The sequence below is a fragment of the Bacillus multifaciens genome (assembly GCF_030756675.1).
Classification (GTDB): Bacteria; Bacillota; Bacilli; order Bacillales; family Bacillaceae_G; genus Bacillus_A; species Bacillus_A multifaciens.
In genome coordinates this window covers 24,778-45,042 of record NZ_JAVBXD010000011.1, presented here as the reverse complement: position 1 = coordinate 45,042, position 20,265 = coordinate 24,778, and the positions used below count along the sequence as shown (strand labels likewise).

Sequence of the window (20,265 nt, the reverse complement as noted above, 5' to 3'; positions counted from 1 at the left end):
AAATTGTGAAAGTCGCCGATATATTCTAAAAAACGGTCGATATATTGCAAAGATCGCCGATAATTGATACAAAACTTGAGCTGGCAAAGGCCTTTGCCAGCTCTCACACAAAATACTTCTTCAATAATGGCGGCGTAATAATTGTCGTCAAAATAACAACGATGACAATCGATGTAAAACTCTCTTTCGCCAATAAATTTGCAGTTAACCCATTTGAAGCAATAATAAGTGCTACTTCTCCCCTCGATACCATTCCTGCTCCAATGCTAATGGAAGAACGTAAATCAAATCCTGTTAAACGAGCTCCAAGTCCTGAGCCAATTAATTTTGTTAAGATAGCAATAACAGTCATAATGACAATGAACCATATTTGATTCCCTAACCCGTGAAACGTAATTTCCATCCCAATACTTACGAAAAAGATAGGAACAAAAATGGCATAGGCAATCGGCTCAATTTTATGTTCTACTTCATGCTTATATGTAGTTTGCGAAATGGCAATTCCAGCAGCAAACGCTCCGATAATCCCGGCAATCCCCATCATTTCACTGTAATAAGCAAAGGAAAAACAAATAATGAGCGCCGCGCTAATTAATGACTCCGAAACGCGAAGCGGCGACAAAATTTTCATAATGAACGGAACAGCCTTCCAGCTAATGAGAAAAATCGTAACAAAAAAGATGACTTTCTTCGCAATGACGATCGTTACATTCACTTCTTGCGCACCTAGAAAACTCATTACAAATGCTAGTAATATAACAACGATAACGTCATCGAATACAGCTGCTCCTAAAATTGTTATGCTTTCCCTTGTATTCATTTTTCCAAGATCTCTTAATGTTTGAACAGAAATACTAACAGAAGTAGCGCAAAGAAGTAACCCTAAAAAAATGGCATGCGCCTGCACCATTCCAAACAAAAGACCACCAACATATCCGCCGACAAACGGAAAGATAATTCCCCCTATCGCCACAGCAAAGGATGATGTAAGATTACGGCTTAATTCCTCTAAATCTGTTTCAAGCCCGGCCATAAACATAAGAAGCAATACACCAATTTCACTCAATTCATCAATTAGCTCGGAACTATTAATAATACCAAGCATTGCCGGACCAATTACAATACCGATTATTAACTTTCCTAATACAGACGGTTGTCCAAGCCGAACGCTAATATCACCGGCCAGTTTTGTACAAAGTAAAATGACGACAAGTTCAAAATAAAATAACATGCTATCTTCTCCTACTAAAAAATGCATTCATTTCTTACGATAGTGTTTGCTTAAATGTGTCGTTTTATTTGTTACAGTTTTTATTGACAAAATATTCTGAATTATGATAAATTCACAAGTAAAATTACATATTTATTCCAAAAGTGCAACTGCATTATATTTATATATCATACAATCTCGACTCTCTATTTCGTTCTTTCAGGTGCTACGAAACCTCGCAGTTGTATCGATCCCGTTTTAACGGGAGTAAGACCACCATTTTACGGAGAGGAGATTTAAATTTGAAAACACTTTTACGAAAGAAACCCCTTACGACCGAAGCACCTCGTCAGCTTAATCGAACATTAAGTGCTCTTGATTTAACCTTTTTAGGCATTGGAGCTGTAATTGGGACAGGCATTTTCGTTTTAACCGGTATTGTTGCGGCAAAGCACGCTGGTCCTGCTATTATGCTATCGTTTCTCATCGCTGCCTTTACTTGTGCATGCGTTGCTTTTTGCTATGCTGAGTTTTCATCCTCTATTCCGATTTCAGGAAGCGTTTATACATATGCTTATATGACCGTTGGAGAAATTGTTGCTTTTATCGTCGGCTGGTGTTTAATGCTTGAATATTTACTCGCAGTTGCCGCGGTTGCCGTTGGTTGGTCTGGTTATTTACAATCACTACTCCTTGGATTTGGAATCAAACTCCCGGCCATCATCGCCTCTGCTCCCGGTATTGGAAAAGGAGGCATCATTGATTTACCAGCTGTTCTCATTATCCTTTTTATTACATTACTTTTAAGTAGAGGCATTCGTGAAAGCGCACGTATTAATAATATTATGGTATTAATTAAACTAGCCGTCATCATTGCTTTTATCGTTGCCGGCGCAAAATATGTAAAACCAGAAAACTGGACACCGTTTCTACCGTTTGGCTACGACGGAATTATTGCCGGAGCTGCAACTGTATTCTTTGCTTTTTTAGGCTTTGATGCGATTGCAACTGCTGCCGAAGAAACAAAGAAGCCACAGCGCGACCTGCCAATTGGAATTATCGGCTCTCTTCTTATTTGTACCGTACTATATATCATCGTTTCTTTCGTATTAACAGGGATGGTTCCTTACACACAACTAGACGTATCAGATCCAGTTGCTTATGCATTAAGATTTGTTGGTGAAGATACAGTTGCTAGTTTACTAGCTGTAGGAGCAATGACGGGGATGACAACTGTTATTCTTGTCGTTATGTATGGACAAGTGCGCGTCTCCTATGCGATGAGCCGTGATGGACTACTGCCAAAAGCATTATCTCGCGTAAATGAAAAATTTAAAATTCCTTTAGTAAACACATGGATTATGGGGATTGGCGCTGCGGCACTTGCTGGATTATTAGATTTACACATACTCGCAAACCTTGTAAGTATCGGTACATTAACAGCATTCACGTTCGTTTGCTTTGCCGTACTGATCCTACGAAAAACACATCCAAACTTACCGCGAGCATTCCGAGTTCCATTTGTCCCTATCTTGCCAATCATTGCAATTTGTTGTTGTCTATACTTGATGTTCAACCTTTCAAAAGAAACATGGATTGGCTTCGGGGTATGGCTAACAATCGGTTTATGTGTATACTTTTTCTACTCCAAACGAAACAGTCATTTAATCCTTTCCAAGCCAAACGATGAAAAAAAAGAAGCGTAAAAAAGCAAGCTCGCTATCCTTAGCGAGCTTGCTTTTTTTATCACTTTTGTTCTTCCTTCTTCTTTTTCCAAGATTCCATACTATCAAAGAAAAAGTTAATAAACAACGCTCCTAGTCCCCCTAATACAAAGGTTATTAAAAAAAGCATCCACAGGCTTTTATCTCCCAAAAATTTATATCCGACTAGGAGCACGATACCAACCCATACATACTCAAGAATTTGTTTTATCTTTCGGTTTGACACATTATCCGCTCCTTCTAAACAATCTCTATTCTATTTTAACATATCTTTATTACAGACCTACCTTTCTTACCGACACTCTCTTCTACCTTTTTTCTTCACCAGCTTGTACATAACAAACCCAATTAAGAAAATAGCTATAACTCCTAACATTGGCAACATATACTGCTCTACCATAGCGCCGGCCTTGTGCCAATGCGGACCAAGTTTCATTCCAACATAAATATACAGCGCTGTTAACGGAAGCATCGCAACAAATGTGTAAATCATAAACTGCCAAATATTCATTTTTGCCATGCCGCATGGAATCGAAATGAGCGTCCGTACACCTGGAACAAATCGCCCTGTAAATGCTACCACTGGACCATACTTTGCAAAGAATTGATCTGCCTTTTGAATCTGTTCTTCTTTAATAAAGAAATACTTTCCATATTTGATTACTAGAGGACGGCCTCCGTAATATCCTAAAGCATACAACGTTAACGGCCCTGTCGTTCCCCCGATTGTTCCCGCTACAACGGCAACCCAAAAATTCATATCACCTTCATATACCCAATAGCCAACGAGCGGCAAGACAACTTCAGCTGGGACAAACTCAAACGTTAAAGCTAACACAACACCAAAATAAGAAAATTGTTTTAAGTAATTAATAAAATCTAAAATCAGTTGCTCCATCTATATTTCTCCTATTCTATTAATCCATATTTATCCTGTAAATGAACAGGAGCCATCTTCACAATCCGCTGCAAAATAAATAGAATCACCGCCACGTCATCTAGTACACCAAAAAACAATAAAAAATCTGGAATGATGTCAAACGGAAACATGACATATCCACATAAGAATAAGATAGAAAGCATTTTCTTCTTCAATTCAACATCCTTCGATGTAAAGAACTCACCTAAAAATGGAATGAATTTACGCACTTGAAAGATGAGACGTACTCTTTTCCACAACTTTCTCATATTCTTTCTCCTCTCTCGGTCTCTTATTACGCATATAAAAAGGACCTTTACCGAAATGGTAAAGGTCCTAAAAAAGACAATAGGGGGCCTTTACCATGATTGGTAAAGGTCTCACTAACAACACGATTGTTGCCAACAAAGCCGAGGGTTTCTCCCTGTAATGACGACTTTGCTGCTAGAGCTACTCCCCTTTATATACATGTTTTATACCGCTATGTTAAAAGGTTTCAATTAAAAAGTCAATGATTTCTCTTATGTATGAATACTAGACTATCCAGTAAATAGCCCCTCCCGATGAACTTTACGGTCTGCTTGCAGAAAGGAAGTCTTTATTTACAAAAAATTATTGACGGTAACACAGAATGTAATTATTCTAATTGAATGTAGTAAATGTGGTTTTAAAGTGGACATATTATTTCGTTAATAATCAAAACTAATAATTCCTGGAGAGTTATTTTAGTAAAACAAGAAACAACAAGGCCACAATCAGAACCACAAAATATAATCGTTTACTTTATTATTTTTTAGAAGAGGAGTACTATATGTTTGTTTATTTCTATTATTTAATTATGTATTTTTTTACAGTAATCTTTGGACTTCAAGTTTCTAATTGGGCATCACCACTTCTTTCAATGTTTATGGATCCAGATTCAATAGGAGCATTTCTTTCTATATTAGTAGCGTCTAGTATTTTATCAGCTATATTCTCATTTTTATTACATTTTATTTATATTTGGAAATATGATTCAGATAAGTTTTTAAAACCGTTTTATCGGGTACATTTTTTTGCTACATATATTTCAGGTGCGTTCTCAATCGTAAACATCGGAGAAAAAACTTTAACTGAATGGGAATTTAAAAATATCTCAGTTGATAGCACTACAAAAGTTGCTTGTCTTATATTGCTATTTGTTGCGTTATCAAACAATGCTTTTTATAAGACTTTTGAAAAAGAGATTGTTAATATGCTTCAATCCATCGTAAAGAAAATCAAAGCTAAGTAGAATAAATACCAGAGGTTATTGTCGAAAAAAAAGATACGAGCTACGCTGGATTTACACACGAGAAAAGATATTATGAATCACCCAATGATTTATCTTTTTAACAAAATATTATGCAGTTATCATTTTTTATTGTTTGCGGACTAATTTATTAAATTATAAATAAGTGTGGAAAAAGCTAGAATGAATCTAGCTTTTTTGTTTTTAAACAAGTTTACAATTTAGAATCTCTACTCCCGAAGACTGCGAAAGTTTTAATAAATAATCCCCTCTTCCCTTGCCGAAAATGAACTTAGCACTTGTTCCGATAACTCTAACTCTTCTAATTCACGAAGAAAACTCGCAAATAAATTCATTTCTAGCGAAACATCTTTTGATCACATACCTTTTGCGGATGATATTGACTCTTCACTCTCATATTGTGATTGCAATTGAATCATATGCCCGTCAGGATCATATACAGATATCACTTTTTTCTTCTCTATATAATCTTCTATTTCTGTGTACATCACTTGATAGTAATCTAACTTTTTCAGTAAAATTTCCACTTCATGCAATTGTATAGTTACTTCAATTTCCATAAGGGCTTGTTCACAATGAATAACTTCTTTTCCCTTATTTACAACACAACAAATCCGCATCTCACCTGCATCATACCACACTCCAGGTACATCTAATTGCGGCCTCTCTACACTTGGCCGAAACCCTAATATACCTTCATAAAAATATAATGTTTTCTTTAAATCTCTCACCTCTAACACAACAGAATGTGCCATCTTATCTCCTTTCCCTTTTCCATCTATTAGTTTTTGTATATGAGTCATAAACGATAATTATGTTCGAATACAATACATAATAGCGACGTTTTCCAAAGGAGGTGTCTAGGTTGAATAAATCTGTGAAATCATACACACCGTATCACGGTCCGCAAGATCCATGTCCACCAATCGGAAAGAAATACTACTTTACCCCGCCGCATTTATATATGGGATTTCAACCAACAAACTTACCACAATTTTCTCCGAGTGAAGCATTAAAAAAAGGGACACTGTGGCCTGCTTTATATGACTATTATGAAAATCCTTATAAAAAAGGACGGTGAGGCTATCATGGCGCAACCACTTCCCGATGAATTTTATAAATGGATGGAAGAAATGCAGGAACTCGATTTTGTACTAGTTGAACTGACTCTATATTTAGATACCCATCCTGATGATGTTGCATCCATTAAACAATTTAATGATTTTTCCTATAAACGGAGACTGTTAAAACAGCAAATTGAAGAAAAATACGGGCCGCTTCAGCAATATGGAAATAGTTATTCAAAAGCTCCTTGGGAATGGAATAAAGGACCTTGGCCATGGCAAATGTAAAGTGAAACTTTAATCAGTGGGGGTTTTCTTCATCCCCCACTGATTATTAGCCCGACCAATCGGGCTTTTACGGGCAGTTTATCTCCCGCCTAACTTCTTAAGAAAAGCGGAAGCGGCTCGCTCAGAATCGTAGGACGTTGGAGCACCCTCGGACGAGGCGCTTTTTGCCTCGTCCGAGGGGGTGAAACGACCGGAGATTCTAGCCGCTAGAGCTGGACAACAAAGAAATGTGGAAGTGGCTCGTCCAGAATGTGAGGGGGATGGAGCTTCTGACGTAGAGGTGTTTTTTACCTCGTAGGAAGAAGCGAAGCCACCGAACATTCTAGCCACTGGAACTGGACAATGCTTTTGCTGAATTTTGAGGTGGGAGTATTACTGCCCACGAATAGCGGGATAAAGGTGGGAAAAACATGTGGATCTATGAAAAAAAATTACAATATCCTGTAAAGGTAAGTACTTGTAATCCAAAACTCGCTAAATATTTAATTGAACAATACGGCGGCGCTGATGGCGAATTAGCTGCTGCCCTGCGCTACTTAAATCAGCGCTATACCATCCCTGACAAAGTCGTTGGTTTATTAACAGACATTGGAACGGAAGAATTTGCACACCTTGAGATGATCGCGACAATGGTATACAAATTGACAAAGGATGCCACACCGGATCAAATGATAGCGGCCGGTCTTGATGCTCACTACGCTGATCATGACAGCGCCATTTTCTATCACAATGCCGCAGGCGCCCCTTTTACAGCCACATACATACAAGCAAAAGGAGATCCAATTGCAGATTTATACGAAGACATCGCGGCCGAAGAAAAAGCGAGAGCCACATATCAATGGCTCATTAATATGTCCGACGATCCCGATTTAAACGATGGATTACGCTTTTTACGAGAGCGCGAAATTGTTCACTCCCAGCGCTTTCGAGAAGCAGTTGAAATATTAAAAGAAGAACGAGATCGGCAAATTTATTTTTAAAATATATGAAAACACGAAGTGACCTTAAGATTAGGTCACTTCGTTTCATTATACATTCTCTTTCGCTGCTTTAATAACTTTCATCATAATTGCAGTACCCGCGAAATTCATTACAACACTTGTTCCAAGTGAAACTGCCCATAATACACTTGGTGCCGGTAATGTAAATGATAACATTAAGAAAACCATACCTACGGAAGCAAAAATAAATCCTAAAAACTTATTATTAAATTTAAACACCTCCTTTTTATAGTTTAACAGTATTTACCTTATCATGATAAAAAATTATTTATCCCGCTATTCGTGGGCAGTAAGCCCCTATTTATGATCTTCCATATTTCTTTTTCATCTCCTCCCTTATATGAATTCATTTTGATTTCCCGGCATATAGATTGCTGCTATGCAGAAAAAAAGGAGCTTCCACTCGCTTTCTCCCTTTGTTTTCACTTCGCATGTGGCAGGAAAAGGCACTGACCGCTTCTATGCAGGGCCAGTCCCTCTCGCCCATTTAAAAAAATGCTTTTCTGTCGGTTTTTCATAAAGTAACTGAGTAGTTACATCTTTTAAAAATTAACGGTTGCTTTCTAGTCGTCAGACCTTTAAAATTAAAACATCAATTCGACGAATTATTTGAATTTTCGACAAAAATAATCTAGGAGGATTTTTATAGAATGCGTACAACTTTAAAACCATCCCAAATTTTCTCGATTAGCTTATTGCTATTTGCGATTTTCTTTGGTGCTGGTAATATGATTTTCCCGCCCCTGCTTGGTCTTTCATCTGGAGAGAACATGTGGGTGTCTATCGCAGGATTTGTCATTACAGATGTCGGTTTATCACTATTAGCAATTGTTGCAGTTGCATTAGTAGGAGGCAGCTTCAAAACACTTGCAAGCCGTGTTCATCCAAAATTCGCAACAATTTTATCCATCATTATTTACCTTTCTATTGGACCGCTTTTCGTTATCCCGCGTACAGGATCTGTTTCATACGAAATCGGCATTGTACCACTGTTCCAAGATCACTGGTATTCGATGTTGCTCTTTACAGGAATTTTCTTTACGATTACCTATTTCCTATCGTTAAACCCTACCAAATTAGTGGATCACATCGGAAAAATTTTAACACCTATTTTGCTTATTATTATTGCGGTTATGGCAACAAAAGCAATTCTTTCACCAACAAGTTCATTTGCTACTCCGATTGGTGACTACAACGACATTCCCTTTTTCAAAGGGTTTTTAGAAGGATTTTTAACATTAGATGCAATTGGAGCACTTGTATTATCTAACATTGTTGTGAATGCGATTCGTCAAAATGGAGTAAATGATAAAAAAGCAATTACGAAATATACAATTGTATGCGGAAGCATTGCGGCGTTATTTTTAACAGTCATTTATTTCGCACTAGGCTATATCGGGGCATCAAACGGAAACCTTGGACAATTTGAAAACGGCGGCCAGCTATTAGCGACGATTATGTACAATTTATTTGGGACAAGCGGTAACATATTATTAAGCCTAGCTATTATTTTCGCTTGTTTAACGACAGCAATTGGCGTTGTGAGTGCATTTGCAAACTACTTTTCAAACGTATTAACAAATGTATCATACAAAAAACTTGTACTGTGGGTTTGTATATTTAGCTTTGTTGTTTCGAACTTAGGATTAAGCTTATTAATTAAACTGACACTACCAGTATTAATTATCCTTTATCCAATTACAATTATCTTAATTTTCGTATCGTTTATTGATAAATACACAAAAAGAAAGCCGAGCGTATATGTTGGCGCCATGATTGCAGCCTTTATTATAAGCTGTATTCACGCCCTTGATAACATCGGCATGATGCCATCTGCCATTTCATCTCTTGCAAGTGCAATTCCATTTTACAACTTAGGAATTGGCTGGATTGTTCCAGCAATTATCGGCGGTATTGTCGGTTATTTCATTCCGCAAACACAAACAAAAGGTGAAGTTTCTACAAAATAAGAAGACTAGGGAGCCCTAGTATAGCTTTAAATTAAGGTTTGCTCTAATAACACCTTGCAAATCCGAATTTTACGTTAAATTAAAAGAACCCACTTTGAAAAAGATTGATCAAAATGGGTTCTTTCTTTATAAAGTATTGTTCAACTTTCATAAAAAAGTTTGATTATTTTCTACTATTGATCCTCCACAATCGCTCATAAGTTATTGTTTTTTAAGCCCCTTACTTCCCTTTTTCCGTCAATAATAATAATAACAGACCTTATCCCCGCAATAATTACACCGGTATTCATATTCTCAAACTATGATTTCTCTTTCTTACTATAAATTCCAAAAGCAATAACTCCAAATAAATAGCCTATTCCAGTTCCTAGACTAACTGTAAATACTAGAAAGATTGGTTTGAAAAACATGCCAAAAATTACACCGATAGCACAACCAAAAATCATTCCCATTGGTATTAAACTATCTATTAAATCTTTAGCGTCTCTTGACTTTTTCATACCTAATGTTCCTTTCTGTGTAAATAAAGTATCAAACTTTATTCCAAATCAACACCTAGTCTTTTTATTTTACCTTTAACATATAAGTCACCGCTACCCAAAACATGTCCTGCTCTCGTTCCCTACCTTTGTTTTAAAACCTCGCACGTGGCAGAAAAAAGGCCCTGACCGCTTCTACGCACGGCCAGTTCCTCTCGACCACCTAAAAAAATGGTTTTAAGGGTTTTAAGTTCTTACATCGTGTGCTTAAACGCAAACAATTCTTCCTTCGTTTGTGCTATAGATTGTGTCGTCTCTACTTCTTCCAGCTCTCTTCTCTCTCCTAGTTTTGCTCTCGCCACCGCATCCTGAATACATTTTACAATCATATTCCCTGAAAAAATGGTTAATCCAAAACAGGTAATCGGTACAAGCGGAATCCATGGATGCACTGATAAAGAACGAAAGTATACCCCAATTAATCCTGACCATTCATGAGTAAAAGAATCAGTCTCTCCTCCATAAAACTTTACCGTTCCCCCAAAGAATAAATCTAATAAACCGAGGTGCAATAAGATGATAAGTGTCTGGACAAATTGCTGCATAAATACAATGACGAAAGTTGGGTACAAATGCGGAAACACGTGTTTTACAAGAAGATGTCGTTTACTTCCTCCTAAAATTTTAGCAGCATCAATAAATTCTTCTGTTAATATCTTACGAATTTCGTTGGCAACGTACAAAGAAAGGGTCGGAACTGCGAGCGCCGTTAATAAAATGATTTCAAACGAAGCTCGTTCAAAAAAAGTTGACATTTCTTCGCCATTCTCAAATTTAATCGCATGTTTTAATAAAAAAGCTGCAATCATAACCATCGGAATAATTGTAAAACTATCAAAAAAAGCTTCTAATTTTGGAAATCCTCTCTTTACGTACATACCGAGACAAACACCGAAACAAACTCCAAATACAATACGTAACAATGCAATGAGTATCGAAACTCCAATTGTCCATTTTGCCCCTTCAATTACTAAGTTTAGTAAATCAAATCCCTTTCCATCTGTTCCAAGTAAAAACTGAAACGAAGGTGGAAATGGAGGTACTTCTGGTATTCCATCTTTATTAAACTGAATGGATACCTTCCGAATATGTCCATCATTAAAAATTGTATTTCCAATGCTTAACAAAAGTAATATAGTAATGAATCCACCACTAATCCAAAAGCGCTTATCACGTTTCAAATGTTGCCACATCTTAAACCCTCTCTTTCATTGCATTTGGAACGAAATAATGAAACAGCTTAAAAATAATAAAAATAGGTACATAGAGCAGCAGCAAACTCACTGTAAACAGAGGAATACCTGTTGCAAAATGCGTATCAGCAGCTACTCTTACAAATACAAACATGCCATATGTATTAAACATCCATTCAATAATGTACAAATTGGATAACATAAACCAAATGTTTGTTTTCGCAAAAAAGAGCGTACTTAATAACACATTACGTAAGACATGATGATTTAAAATATAAAGCTTATCCAGCCCTTTTGCCTTTGCAAATAGGACATAATCTTTTTCAAGTTCCGTTTCAAAACGCAGTAATACTAGTTTTATAAACATAATCGTTGTCGGTACACTTAAACAAATAATGGGTAACCCTCGAACGGATTGCTCTCCTAACCCTGAAATACTTACAGCTAAAATTCCTGTTTGTTTAAAAATCCAAATGACGAAAAGCTGTGAGCCGAGAATAAGAAGAATATCTGGAATAGATTCAAGAAAGAGTAAAAATGATTTCATTTTCTTTTGAACATTAGCATTACTCCGTAAAACGATATAAACAATGAAAAAAGCAATCAAAAGTGAAATAAAAAAAGCTGCTAAAAAAACAATCATCGTTTCTTTATAGTGGATAAATAGTTGTGGAAATAGTGGTTTTGTAATTGGGATTTTGCTTGAAATTGGACTATTAGTAGCTGGAACATACGTCATTGATGATAGATGCAGTAAATTATTGCATACCATCTTAATCGTTTCTATATATTTGTGAAAATCTATTTTTAAACCTTGAAACAAACCTGGCAACGCTCCTACACAAATAATTCCGATTACCGATAAAAAAAATTGCACAATCACTTCCGAACTATGTATAAACACCCTCTTTGCCATATTCTTCTAACCCCAATCCTTTTTCTCCCATTTTATAAAAAGTTTTCTAAATTGTAAATATTTTCTGTAAAATCATCTTTTTCATATGAGTCTCTGCTATGAAAATACGACATCATCCACCTTTCTTGTAATCCTTACAAAAATGTAATACTTTTGTAAGATAAAACAATTTCCCATATTTAACGCCTCCTTTATACTAGAAATTACAGAGACAAAAACGACACGAAAAGGTGAAAATACAATGAAAAAGAAAACAAAATTATTAATTGTCGGTTTAGCAACAATCGGAATTGGTGCTGGTTCTTACTTTGCATTAGCTGGCGGATCTACACCGGCTATGGCATACAGCGGTTATAAAGTAACAGAAAAGAAAATTGAAAATGCACAAAAATTTGGCGGCGAAGTCATTCCAAACGGCATCGAAACAATTGCATTTGATCCAACGAAAGGTAACTATGAGCTTGCCGTAAAAAAAGGCGATCAAGTAAAAAAAGGACAATTACTTTTAAAATATAACAATTCATCTATTAAACTAGAAAAAAGCGAAGCGGAAATGCAAAAGAAATTAGCTGAGAAAGAAGTTGCACTCCTTCAAAAGCAAGTGGACGCAGCAAAACAAAAACTCCAAACAGCTAAACAATCTGGTGCTGCAGGTGACATGTTAAAAGCTGCTGAACAAGAAGTACAAGCACAAGAAACGCAGCTTGAAATGAAAAAGTTAGAAGTCGAAAAAGCGAAGCAAATGATGCAAAATATTCAAGAAAAAGAAAATGCGCTATCAGCAACAAGTCCTGTAGATGGCACAATCGAAGACATTAATAAAGGTACAGAAGAAAAAGCAGCTATGAGCGGTATTACGATTCGCACTGCTGGGCCGTTAAAAGTAAAAGGCCAGTTATCTGAATACGAACTCTCTCAAATGAAAGTTGGTCAAGAGGTTTCTGTTACATCTAAAACAGTACCAGGAAAAACATGGACAGGAAAAGTAACAGAAATTGGCACAGCACCAGTAAAGAATGCGGATGAAAACAAAACCGTTTCTAACTATCCTTTCGTTATTACATTAGATAATAATGATGACCTACAACCAGGCTTCCATGTTTATGTAACAGCAAAATCTGGTGAAGCAAACGGTACCGTTGTTCCGAAAAGCAGTATCGTGAAAAAAGGTGATAAAAACGTCGTATTTGTTGTAAAAGACGGAAAAGCAAAAGAACAAGCCATTACCATTGAATTTCAAACAGATAGCGAAGCAAAAGTTTCCGGATTAAAAACAGGTGAGCAAGTAATCTCAAAACCAGAAAAAGATTTACAAGATGGTATGGAGGTTAACATGAAATGATTGAATTAAAAGGCATCACGAAGTCTTTTCAAAACGGAGAAGAAATTGTTCAAGTTTTACATGGCATTGATATAACACTAAACCAAGGTGAATTTACTTCCATTATGGGACCATCTGGTTCTGGTAAATCAACATTAATGAATATCATCGGTTGCTTAGACAAACCGACAGCAGGCACATACACGTTAGCTGGACAACATATTTCAAACATGTCCGAAACAGAACTGGCGCACATTCGTAATAAAGAAATTGGATTTGTATTCCAAAACTTTATGTTGCTCCCTCGCCTCAATGCGATGCAAAATGTCGAACTACCGCTTATCTATGGTGGCGTAGATAAAAAAGAACGACGCGAGCGTGCGTTAGCTGCATTAACAAAAGTAGGGCTCGCCGACCGTGCGACTCACTTACCAAATGAATTATCTGGCGGACAAAAACAACGTGTCGCTGTTGCTCGTGCGATTGTGAATAATCCAAAATTCATTTTAGCCGATGAACCGACTGGCGCACTTGATACGAAAACAAGTACACAAATTATGGATCTCTTTTACGAATTAAATAAACAAGGCTCTACCATTATTATGATTACCCATGACCGAGAAATTGGGGAAGCGGCAGCACGCCAAATTGTAATTCGTGATGGAAAAATCGTCCAAGATTGGAGAGGTTGAGTTTGAACTTAAGTGAAAATATACGTATGGCCCTTTCCTCCATCTTCGCTCATAAAATGCGTTCGATTTTAACAATGCTTGGCATTATTATTGGGGTTAGTGCGATTATTACCATTATCTCTATCGGTGATGGAACTAATGCTAAGTTCCGTGAAGAGATTGGAAAAGAAAAGAAAGATCAGTTTCAAGTAAACTATACAGCAGAAGATGTTTCAAATGCGGACGGAAAAATTTCAGCACGTATGTACGACAATATCTCAAAAATTTCTGGTGTTCAAGAAGTGTATCCAGACGTTAGGGGATCAGCGAAAGTATATGCAGGCAAAAAGGAATTGGATGTTAATTTAATTGGTGCTAAAGGAGATCACTTTGATGATGCTTCTAAATTTCAACTTGAACATGGCCGATTTTTAACAGCTGCCGATCTAGATAAACCAGAACATACAATTGTATTAAATAAAGATGCATTCAATAAATTGTTCTCTTCATGGGAGCCAAACTTATATATAGATATAAAAGGGACACCTTACAAAATAGTCGGTGTATATTCCATCAAAGGAATGATGGGCGGTGTGGAATTTACAGAAGGGGTCATCTCCGCAGAAAACTGGCCTGTTTTATTTGGTAAAAACACCTATGATAGTATCACAGTAAAAATTGCTCCTGGTCAAGATAAGCAAACTGTTCAAGATGCAGTCGTACAATTATTAGATAATGCAAAAAAACCAGAGGATACTGGGCATTTCGAAGTACCGGATCCACAAAAAACATTAAAAGAAATCGATAACTTCACAAATATCTTAAAAAGTGTATTCGGTGGTATTGCAGCCATTTCACTATTAGTTGGTGGTATCGGCGTTATGAATATCATGCTTGTTTCCGTCACAGAGCGTACACGTGAAATCGGAGTTCGTAAAGCACTCGGTGCAACGCGCGGAAAAGTATTAACGCAATTCCTCATTGAATCTTGTATTTTAACAGCATTAGGCGGCTTGATTGGATTCGTACTCGGTATCTTCTTCGCCTGGATCGTATCCATATTCGCAGCATGGCCGCTCGTTGTCTCAATAAAATTAGGCTTAATCTCGGTTGGGCTGTCTATGTTAATCGGTATTGCATTCGGCTTACTTCCAGCAAACAAAGCTGCGAAGCTAGATCCAATTGAGTGTTTACGATATGAATAAAATAAACAAGGTTACCTTTGGTAACCTTGTTATTTTGTTATATATATAAATACGAATTAAAAAACCGACATAAAACCATCTTTTTATAGATGGGCGAGAGCATCTGTCCATGCATAGAAGCGGTCAGTGCCTTTTCCTGCCACATGCGAAGTGAAAACAAAGGAAGAAAGCGAGTGGAAGCTCCTTTTTTTCTGCATAGCAGCAATCTATATGTCGGAAAATCAAAATGAATTCATATAGTTTAGATTACTTCTCGCCTGCCTAAAAACAAAAGCGCTTTCATTTCCATCAACCTATTACACTACATTACTACCAAAATAGAAAGAAAATTTTAAAAATGTAAATAACTTGTAATATTCTTTTCTACAACAAAGAATTATAATTAATTGATGCGGGGACTGAATTAGCTCTAATTATTGATGAAGGAGTAAATAGAATGGATCAAAAAACAGATAGACATAAAAAAAGCTATAAGATGCTAAAAATTGCAGGGTTCATTATTGTTTTGTTTTTAATTTGCGGTGGAGGTTACACTTGGTTTTTAGTAAATAAAGCATCTTCCGCTGTTCGAAATGCCTCTCAAAATTTAGAACGTGGTGAAAAGTCTGAATTACGCGAACAAGCGGTCAAACCTGTTACCAATAACGTATCTGTGTTAATTATGGGAATTGATGAAAATAAAGGACGCGAGAAACTATACGCTGGTGCATTTCATCCAGATGCACTGTTACTTGCAACGTTTAATAAAGATAGTAAAACAGTAAAACTAGTAAGTATTCCACGTGATACATACACATACGTTCCAGTCGAGAAGAAAAAAGATAAGATTACTCATTCCTATGCATTTGGTGCTACAAAAAATGGAAAAGATGGTGGCCCTCAAGCTACGATTGAAACAGTAGAAAAGCTATTCAACGTTCCAGTCGATTATTTTGTAAGATTTAATTTTAACTCTTTCATAAAAGTTGTCGACGATTTAGGAGGAATTGACTTAGATGTACCTGTTACATTTACAGAACAAGATAGTAATGATACAGCTGGTGCAATTCATCTTGAAAAAGGGTACCAACATCTAAATGGAGAACAAGCTCTTGCGCTAGCAAGAACGCGTAAAATTGATAGCGATGCAATGCGTGGCCAACGTCAGCAGCTTGTTATTGAAGCGATTGTTAAAAAACTAGCAAGTGCTGGATCCATCACAAAAGTAGGAAAAGTCATTGATGATATTAATGGGGAATTTAAAACAAACTTCTCATTTGATGATATGTTATCATTCTACAAATATGGTATAGATGCTTCAATTGGAAAACTTCAACTCGCTGGAGAAGACTGCTATATGGCGGAGGATAAAGTTTGTAGACCTACTTCCGCCCCGAAACATACGTATTACTACATGCCTGATCAAAAAAATATTGCTGACATCTCAAAGCAGCTCCGCGAACATCTTGGGCTTCCTGCTGATGCAAATTCTGTAGCGCAAGATAAAAATACAGATAATAAACAAGACCAAGAGCATAAACAACCAGCTGCGCAAAAGAATACAACGACTAGTGAAACAAATGACAATTAATATAAACATATGAAAAACCGCTGAACAATCAGCGGTTTTTTGTATACATCTCTCCATTGAAGCTGACTGGAAATTACATGCCCACCGATATATCGGCGATATTTACAATATATCGATGATGTATAAAAGTATGTGTAAGCATTTTTCTGGACAAAAAAAATAAGACAAAGTACTCTCAGGTTTGTCCAGAACCTATAAATGAGAGGAGACTTTGTCTTATGTCTAATAATACTATATCTCAACTAGATTTAGGAAAGCAAATAGAAAATATGGTAAAAGATTTTGTTCAAGAAAAACTTGAAATGATTCTTAGAGAAGAAATTCAAAACTTTTTGAAGGTGGAACAAAAAGATGTTCAAAACTCTAGAAATGGTTATTACAACCGTATTTTAGATACTAAATTCGGACGAATGGAAGATCTCACTGTTCCTCGTGATCGCAACGGTGATTTTCAAACCTCCTTATTTCAACCTTATCAACGTCGTGACGGGTGGTTGGAAGAAGCGATTCTTAGTCTTTATCAAAGTGGTGTAAGCACTCGTCAAGTTGGGAAATTTGTGGAGCGTCTATTGGATGGAAACGCATATTCAGCTACCACTGTGTCTAACATTACAGAAAAGATTAGAGAAGATATTGAAAGCTGGCAATCAAGGGCATTAGGGTCCGATTATTTAGCTGTTTATTTAGATTGCCTATTTTTTAGTGTTCGCCGTGATACGGTTGAAAAAGAAGCTATTTATATTGTTTTAGGAATAACTCTTGAAGGAAAACGTGAAATATTAGGCTTTTATGTTGGCGGTAGAGAGTCATCAAGTGGCTGGAAGGAAATTTTAGAAGATCTTTATGAGCGAGGCGTTAAGAATGTCTTATTAGGTATTTTTGATGGATTATCTGGATTGGAAACAGCCTTTCTTAGTGTGTATCCAAAAGCTGACGTTCAGCGTTGTGTCGTTCATAAAATGAGAAATATTTTATCCAAAGTAAGAAAGTCTGATCAGGCTGAGGTTGCGGAGGATTTTAAACAAGTTTATAAAGCTATAGACTTTGTACATGCGCAAGAAGCCTTTAAAAATGCAAAAGAAAAATGGGGAAAGAAATACAAAAAGGAAGTGGATTCGTGGGAAAAAGATTTACCAGTCCTTCTTACTTTCTATAAGTACCCCAAAGAAATACGTCAATATCTCTATACCACAAATATGATTGAACGCACCATCAAGGAAGTGCGGAAGCGCCTAAAAACGATGAATAGTCTACCTAGTTTGGAAGCTGTAGAAAAGATTGTATTTTTGGTTGCCAGTAATTACAACGATGCTTGGACTACTAAGAGAACACCAGGATTTGGCCTAGCACATAAAGAAATTTATAAGATGTTTAAAAATCGTTATGGAGCTGCATCATTATCGGAGTAAACCCCAATTCTACTATAAAAATTTTTAGGGGAAGAGGAGTGAAGCTAGCTTCACTCCTCCTCCCCTAAGAGAAAAAAACATATAACTAAATACTGGATAGACCTAAGTACTAAGTCTCATTAATTTACACAGACTTCTTGACAGAACCGATATATCGAAAAAATCGCCGATATATTTGTAGCCGAGTAAAAAAGCGCCCTGTAAACAGGGCGCTTCGGATATATACTAGGCTTTAATTAATGACTAATATTAGCACTTGGGTATAATGTTGTTCCGCCAATTGAAACTTTTATTTCATTTGTTAATGGAACATTTTGTTCATTAATAATTGTTCTCCACCATTCCCATGCAAGACCTGTACATTCTCTTGCTACGACTTTTACATTTTTTGAATTCGGCGGAAGTGGTATGACTGTATTGAAATGAGCAGTTCTGTCTCTGCCGTTTCCTTCCCACGTTTTATGAGTTAACACTTCTTTTCCATTTTCATCATATGAGAATTCATCCCAAGATACATCAAATTGAGCAACATATGCACCATAATGATCAAGCGTCATTTTCGCACTGGAATATTCTGTAGTTGTAGTCTCGATATAATCTGTATTGTTATGAACAGCAGCAGTTGCGTTATCTTTTAAGAAAGTGCTTGTATATGAAATTGGATATGCTGGATTTTTAGAACTTAATTCTGCATTATCTTTAATGATATTTCGAATTTCATTAAAATCCTTTGTAACAACCTTGTTATGCTCTTTTGCATCTCCGCCTAATACTACAGCAGTAAAGGTACTGTCTTCAAAAATATCTTTGTATTGTCCACTCGCTTCAACGCCTTGACCCTTAATTAAGGCTTTAAAAGCAGCTTGTACATCTTTGCTCTTAGATGATGTTTCTAACTTCACATAAACTGTTCTACCATAAGCTACATTTGACACCATAACAGGCGGAGCCGCATTACTTACTCCTTTACGAGTTAACTCGTCAAACGTAACACTATTATCAAAAAGGTCTGATGGATTGTTTGGTAGTTCTGCACTTACTGTATAAAAGATTTGCTTATACGCCGCAACCATCACTTTTTTCTCTCCATCTGCAATCGCTTTAAAATCAATATTCAGTGCATTGTCAAGATATTTAGCGTTAACATTAAGAGCACTTGCGATTTGAGATTTACTATACACCATAGATTCTGTATACTGCATCCTTGCAGGTAACGTATTTGTTTTTGAATACTTTTCATTCCAAGTAGATACTAACTCATCTACTGCTCCAGACACATTACCATATGTAGGATTTTGGACAGTAATTGTATTTTCTTTTCTCATGCCAGGTAAGTCTATACTAATATTCAAGGGTTTTCTCTTAGCCACTAATAAACTAGGTTGATTATCTGCAAAAGCTTTATTTGCAAGTTGTACTGCTCCTGGATAAGTACGATTAGCCACAGAATCAATAATTGAAATATCCACTGGTGAAGTTGTAAGTGACTTTTTCTCACGTTCAACTACTACAAATTTACCATTTGAATTTGTACCTTCTTTCGGAACAAAACTCTCTACTTTATCACCATTTACTGATAAAACCTCTTGATTGTTATACTTTAGATTTGCTATACCAGTATCAATGTCAATAGCTTGTTTTGATGCATTAGCTGAATTACTTTTAGGAGTTTCAGCGAAGGAAATAGATGAATAATTAATAGTGCAAAAGCCAATTAATAAACTTGCTAGTAATTTTGTTCCTTTATGTTTTTTTATAATTTTCAAACAAATCAACTTCTTCCTTTTTTTCATATTAAGGTATGATAATTATTTATACATAATTGCTAAATAGTGAACTTACATAAATACTTTTAAGAGTTCTTGAACTAATGGAAGTGCTCCGCCTACAAATTTTAAAATTGCCATTGCGATTTCCATATTATTTCCTCCTCTTTTGTTGTTGCAAGGATGTGATTTATCTTTATGCTTTCAT

Annotated in this window: 20 protein-coding genes and 2 pseudogenes; 11 read left to right on the top strand and 11 right to left on the bottom strand. The window is 36.3% G+C overall.

Features of this window, described 5'->3' with window-relative positions:
• Positions 1 to 103 precede the first annotated feature (103 nt).
• Positions 104 to 1,258, bottom strand: a complete 1,155-nt coding sequence (locus Q9306_RS09545; protein WP_306197644.1) for a cation:proton antiporter — start codon at positions 1,256 to 1,258, stop codon at positions 104 to 106.
• Between the two features lie 254 nt (positions 1,259 to 1,512).
• Between Q9306_RS09545 and bcaP the strand changes: the two genes are divergently transcribed.
• Positions 1,513 to 2,916, top strand: a complete 1,404-nt coding sequence (gene bcaP / locus Q9306_RS09540; protein ID WP_306197642.1) for a branched-chain amino acid transporter BcaP — start codon at positions 1,513 to 1,515, stop codon at positions 2,914 to 2,916.
• Positions 2,917 to 2,956: 40 nt separating this feature from the next.
• Here bcaP and Q9306_RS09535 read toward each other — a convergent pair whose 3' ends face one another.
• The 3 genes from Q9306_RS09535 to Q9306_RS09525 all read right to left on the bottom strand — a co-directional run bounded on the left by Q9306_RS09535 (position 2,957) and on the right by Q9306_RS09525 (position 4,122).
• Positions 2,957 to 3,160, bottom strand: a complete 204-nt coding sequence (locus Q9306_RS09535; RefSeq protein WP_306197640.1) for a hypothetical protein — start codon at positions 3,158 to 3,160, stop codon at positions 2,957 to 2,959.
• Positions 3,161 to 3,226: 66 nt separating this feature from the next.
• Positions 3,227 to 3,832 carry a DedA family protein gene (locus tag Q9306_RS09530; protein ID WP_306197637.1) on the bottom strand — a complete coding sequence of 202 codons (606 nt, stop codon included), beginning with the start codon at positions 3,830 to 3,832 and terminating at the stop codon, positions 3,227 to 3,229.
• A gap of 11 nt (positions 3,833 to 3,843) precedes the next feature.
• A complete protein-coding gene (locus tag Q9306_RS09525) occupies positions 3,844 to 4,122 on the bottom strand; it encodes a YkvA family protein (protein WP_306197634.1) in 279 nt (92 codons plus the stop codon).
• 542 nt (positions 4,123 to 4,664) lie between these two features.
• Here Q9306_RS09525 and Q9306_RS09520 point away from each other — a divergent pair.
• On the top strand, positions 4,665 to 5,126 hold the full coding sequence (locus Q9306_RS09520; protein ID WP_306197632.1) for a hypothetical protein: 462 nt from the start codon (positions 4,665 to 4,667) through the stop codon (positions 5,124 to 5,126).
• 201 nt (positions 5,127 to 5,327) lie between these two features.
• On the opposite strand, the pseudogene Q9306_RS24770 reads toward Q9306_RS09520, so the two are convergent.
• Both Q9306_RS24770 and Q9306_RS09515 read right to left on the bottom strand, forming a co-directional pair.
• A pseudogene (locus tag Q9306_RS24770) lies at positions 5,328 to 5,500 on the bottom strand (DUF2935 domain-containing protein); the annotation flags it as partial.
• A complete protein-coding gene (locus Q9306_RS09515; RefSeq protein WP_306197631.1) occupies positions 5,501 to 5,899 on the bottom strand; it encodes a VOC family protein in 399 nt (132 codons plus the stop codon).
• Positions 5,900 to 6,009: 110 nt separating this feature from the next.
• Here Q9306_RS09515 and Q9306_RS09510 point away from each other — a divergent pair, with 110 nt between their 5' ends.
• The 3 genes from Q9306_RS09510 (at position 6,010) to cotJC (ending at position 7,476) form a co-directional block, all read left to right on the top strand.
• Complete coding sequence (locus Q9306_RS09510) at positions 6,010 to 6,225, top strand: spore coat associated protein CotJA (RefSeq protein ID WP_306197629.1); 216 nt, start codon at positions 6,010 to 6,012, stop codon at positions 6,223 to 6,225.
• Positions 6,226 to 6,232: 7 nt separating this feature from the next.
• Positions 6,233 to 6,496: a spore coat protein CotJB gene (locus Q9306_RS09505; RefSeq protein ID WP_306197627.1), complete on the top strand. Its 264-nt coding sequence runs from the start codon at positions 6,233 to 6,235 to the stop codon at positions 6,494 to 6,496.
• Between the two features lie 410 nt (positions 6,497 to 6,906).
• Positions 6,907 to 7,476, top strand: coding sequence for a spore coat protein CotJC (cotJC, locus tag Q9306_RS09500; RefSeq protein WP_098917395.1), 570 nt, complete (start codon positions 6,907 to 6,909; stop codon positions 7,474 to 7,476).
• Positions 7,477 to 7,524: 48 nt separating this feature from the next.
• On the opposite strand, the gene Q9306_RS09495 is transcribed toward cotJC, so the two are convergent.
• Positions 7,525 to 7,716: a hypothetical protein gene (locus Q9306_RS09495; protein WP_306197624.1), complete on the bottom strand. Its 192-nt coding sequence runs from the start codon at positions 7,714 to 7,716 to the stop codon at positions 7,525 to 7,527.
• A 431-nt stretch (positions 7,717 to 8,147) separates the two neighbouring features.
• Between Q9306_RS09495 and brnQ2 the strand changes: the two genes are divergently transcribed.
• Positions 8,148 to 9,467, top strand: coding sequence for a branched-chain amino acid transport system II carrier protein BrnQ2 (gene brnQ2, locus Q9306_RS09490; protein ID WP_306197621.1), 1,320 nt, complete (start codon positions 8,148 to 8,150; stop codon positions 9,465 to 9,467).
• A gap of 299 nt (positions 9,468 to 9,766) precedes the next feature.
• Here the strand turns inward: brnQ2 and Q9306_RS09485 are convergent.
• The 3 genes and pseudogenes from Q9306_RS09485 to Q9306_RS09475 all read right to left on the bottom strand — a co-directional run.
• Positions 9,767 to 9,979, bottom strand: a pseudogene (locus tag Q9306_RS09485) (hypothetical protein); the annotation flags it as partial.
• Between the two features lie 221 nt (positions 9,980 to 10,200).
• Positions 10,201 to 11,199: an ABC transporter permease gene (locus Q9306_RS09480; RefSeq protein ID WP_306197619.1), complete on the bottom strand. Its 999-nt coding sequence runs from the start codon at positions 11,197 to 11,199 to the stop codon at positions 10,201 to 10,203.
• 1 nt (position 11,200) lies between these two features.
• Positions 11,201 to 12,115: an ABC transporter permease subunit gene (locus Q9306_RS09475; protein WP_306197617.1), complete on the bottom strand. Its 915-nt coding sequence runs from the start codon at positions 12,113 to 12,115 to the stop codon at positions 11,201 to 11,203.
• Positions 12,116 to 12,356: 241 nt separating this feature from the next.
• Here Q9306_RS09475 and Q9306_RS09470 point away from each other — a divergent pair, with 241 nt between their 5' ends.
• The 5 genes from Q9306_RS09470 (at position 12,357) to Q9306_RS09450 (ending at position 18,291) form a co-directional block, all read left to right on the top strand.
• Positions 12,357 to 13,457, top strand: a complete 1,101-nt coding sequence (locus Q9306_RS09470; RefSeq protein WP_306197615.1) for an efflux RND transporter periplasmic adaptor subunit — start codon at positions 12,357 to 12,359, stop codon at positions 13,455 to 13,457.
• The gene (locus tag Q9306_RS09465; protein ID WP_306197613.1) at positions 13,454 to 14,128 is read left to right on the top strand and encodes an ABC transporter ATP-binding protein; all 675 of its coding nucleotides are present in this window, start codon (positions 13,454 to 13,456) and stop codon (positions 14,126 to 14,128) included. The genes Q9306_RS09470 and Q9306_RS09465 overlap by 4 nt, the downstream gene beginning before the upstream one ends.
• A 2-nt stretch (positions 14,129 to 14,130) precedes the next feature.
• Positions 14,131 to 15,312, top strand: coding sequence for an ABC transporter permease (locus Q9306_RS09460; protein ID WP_306197611.1), 1,182 nt, complete (start codon positions 14,131 to 14,133; stop codon positions 15,310 to 15,312).
• Positions 15,313 to 15,748: 436 nt separating this feature from the next.
• On the top strand, positions 15,749 to 16,882 hold the full coding sequence (locus Q9306_RS09455) for an LCP family protein (RefSeq protein ID WP_371932369.1): 1,134 nt from the start codon (positions 15,749 to 15,751) through the stop codon (positions 16,880 to 16,882).
• A gap of 218 nt (positions 16,883 to 17,100) precedes the next feature.
• A complete protein-coding gene (locus Q9306_RS09450) occupies positions 17,101 to 18,291 on the top strand; it encodes an IS256 family transposase (protein ID WP_306197609.1) in 1,191 nt (396 codons plus the stop codon).
• 236 nt (positions 18,292 to 18,527) lie between these two features.
• Here Q9306_RS09450 and Q9306_RS09445 read toward each other — a convergent pair whose 3' ends face one another.
• Entirely contained in the window at positions 18,528 to 20,066 is a 1,539-nt protein-coding gene (locus Q9306_RS09445; RefSeq protein WP_371932368.1) for a thiol-activated cytolysin family protein, read from the bottom strand.
• Positions 20,067 to 20,265 lie beyond the last annotated feature (199 nt).